This window comes from Spirillospora sp. NPDC049652 (genome assembly GCF_040675125.1).
In the GTDB taxonomy this organism is placed as follows: Bacteria; Actinomycetota; Actinomycetes; order Streptosporangiales; family Streptosporangiaceae; genus Spirillospora.
Map to the genome: position 1 here is coordinate 1 of NZ_JBFAOF010000977.1, position 2,587 is coordinate 2,587.

At 71.8% G+C, this 2,587-nt stretch carries 2 protein-coding genes and 1 pseudogene; 2 read left to right on the top strand and 1 reads right to left on the bottom strand.

Annotation, left to right across the window (positions count from 1 at the left end; genetic code table 11):
• Positions 1-170: 170 nt before the first annotated feature.
• Positions 171-854, top strand: coding sequence for a carboxymuconolactone decarboxylase family protein (locus AB0J52_RS35675; RefSeq protein WP_500187335.1), 684 nt, complete (start codon positions 171-173; stop codon positions 852-854).
• Positions 855-976: 122 nt separating this feature from the next.
• Here the strand turns inward: AB0J52_RS35675 and AB0J52_RS35680 are convergent, their stop codons facing one another.
• Positions 977-1,981 (bottom strand): hypothetical protein, encoded by a 1,005-nt coding sequence (locus AB0J52_RS35680; protein ID WP_500187336.1) that lies wholly within the window; start codon positions 1,979-1,981, stop codon positions 977-979.
• Positions 1,982-2,354: 373 nt separating this feature from the next.
• Between AB0J52_RS35680 and AB0J52_RS35685 the strand changes: the two are divergent.
• Positions 2,355-2,587: pseudogene (locus AB0J52_RS35685) on the top strand (endonuclease/exonuclease/phosphatase family protein); the annotation flags it as partial.

Genomic DNA, 2,587 nt, shown 5'->3' on the forward strand with positions numbered 1-2,587 from the left:
GTCCAGCAGCCGCAGGGTCGCCGCGACGATGTCCTCTCTCAGCCGCGCGCCCTGGCCGCGCGGGTTGCGGCCGCGCGGCGCCGAGGTGGTTTCCATGATTCGGCATTGTAGGCGCGCGCCCGTTGCCTTACAGTCGTAGCGCTACAGCCGTTCACTTAGAAGGGAACCCCATGGGTTTCGAGATCCAGGACCCCGTGTTCGCGGAGATGTCCGACGCCACCCGCCAGGCGCTCTGGGAGGGGCTGCCGGAGCTGTCCAAGCGGGAGAAGGCGCTGCTCTACCTCGTCGCCGACGTCTGCCAGCAGACCCTCGGGACGCCGTTCGAGCAGCATGTGAAGCTCGCGTACGACAACGGCCTCTCCCCTGACGACCTGCGGGAACTCCTCCGCTTCATCGCCTACGACAGCGGTTACCCGGCGGCCGCGGCGGCGCTGGGACGGCTCGTCGAAGTCGAGCGGGAACTCGGCGCGTCCCCGACGGGAGCGGGCCACGAGGTGAACGCCCACGGGACGGGAAGCCCCATCCCCGCGGCGGTTCTCCAGAACGTCCACGCGTTGGACGAGGGCTTCGGCCGCTACATGGAGTTGCAGTCGCGGATGCGGGCGGGCATGCGGATGCTCAGTGTCCGGGAGCGCGCGTTCGCCACGATCACCGTGGACGTGCTGTTCCAGACCCTGCAGGAGAGCCTCCGCACCCACGTGGGGCGCGCTCTCGGGGCCGGAGCAACTCCGGACGAGGTCAGGGCGGTGGTGCGTTTCTCCGCGCTCTTCGGCATGACCAAGGCGTGGCGCGGTCTCATCGTGCTGAACGAGCTCCTCGCCGAACTCGGAGCCGCCGAACCCGTCGCCGTCTGAACCAGGCCTAATGGACCGTCGCCGCGGCATCGTTCGTGATGCCGCGGCGGCGTCGCGTCGGTGAGCTCCACATCCGGCTCGTGCATGGCTGTGGAAGTCACCCGACGTGCGGGGCGTTCGCTTTATTCGTTCGTGTGCGTGGTTCGCCAGGTGTCGAAGTCCGCGAGGCATTCACGGGCCAGGTCGGCGAGGTTGCGGGGGCAGGCCCACAGGGCGAATTCCTCGGCGGACGGGTCGTCCCGGAGGAAGAGGCGCGTGACGGCGACCGGACGGTCGCGGCGGTCGGCGGCGGCCCACGGATGAGGGGCGTCTCCGTGGGGGCACGGGGTCTCGCCGGCCGAAAGATCAACGGTCCGGATGGCGGCCTCCATCTCGGACAGGTACGGATCGCCCAGACCCTCCTCCCTGGCCGAGACGCACACGCCGAGGGAGAGCAGGAGCGCGAGGCGGTCACGCGGGGTGGTCGCCTCGCCGGAGACGATCCGCCGGGCGGCCCACAGACCGGCGGCCGACGCCTGCTGGCCGAGCCACCACGCGCGGACGGTCTGGACCAGCGCCGGCACGTCCACGCGCCCGCCGGGCCCCAGGTACCGCTCGTCGAGGCCGTCGGTGAGCCCTTCACCGCGCATCCTCCGCAGCCCCTCCTCCAGGTCCGCCACACCCTCGGCGGCGAGCGCGGCGAGCGCCTTCGGGCAGGTCCACGCCTCCAGCGGGAGGTCGTACTCCTCGTCGTACTCGTCGGGGTCGAGGGAGGTCCGGCCCTCCTCGGTGAGCAGGCGGGCACCGACGTTCACGGCCTCCTCCGCCTCCCAGGTGGCGCTGTCGGCATGCGGGTGGCCGCCGTCGCAGGCGTCGGGGTCGAGGGTCTCCAGGGCGGCGCGCAGCGCGGCGGCCATGGCCGCGAGGAGTGCGGACGACTCGATCCGGCCCGACACCGCGTACGGGGTGGTGGCGTTCAGGATGAGGACGAGCCCGGCGCGGCCCGGGCCGCCCGGGTCCGCGGCGAGCCGGTCGGCGCAGTCCCGGAGGGTTCGCACCGGGTCGTCCGAGGGGTAGTCGACCACGATCCCGCACAGCTCAGCGGCGAGGTCGGCGGCCTCGTCCTCGCTCATCACCACAGCAGTCATGGCAGAAACCTACCGACAGACCGCGACTTTTCGATCTTGTCCGGACGACCGGTGGCAGGCGATGCGAGCAGGTGGCGATATCAGCCGCGGGCAAACTCCGCCTCGGCTGCGTCAGGCGTCAGGGCGCGCGCCACCGGGCGGGACGCGGCGCGGCGGCGGGACGTCGGAGAACAGGGCGGGCAGTTCGACGTTCTCGCGCGCGGTCAGCTCATCCATGAGGTGGAACGGCTCCCCGCTCGCACTGCGGGGCGGTGGCCGGGCTTCTCGGGGGCTGACCTTGGTTGACCGGCGAAGTCGAGCCCCGGGCCCTCTTGCGCGCCTCCGGGCACATACGTGAAGCTCTCTCACATTTACGGGACACCGGAGGTGCGTGGTGCGGGTGCGGCTCGACGTCATGGCGGGCACGGTCGTCCTGGTGGACGTCGTCCGGGTGTTCCTGCCGTCCTTGATCACCGTGGTGGGTGACGCGGGCAGCACGCCCGCCGAGCTCATCGGCCTGTACGCGCTGGTCTGGTTCGTCGCGGCGTTCGCCGCCGCGCCGTTCGCCCGGCGGATCGGCACCGGCGCGGCCCTCCTGCTGCTCGCGGCGCGGGCCGCGCTCCAGTT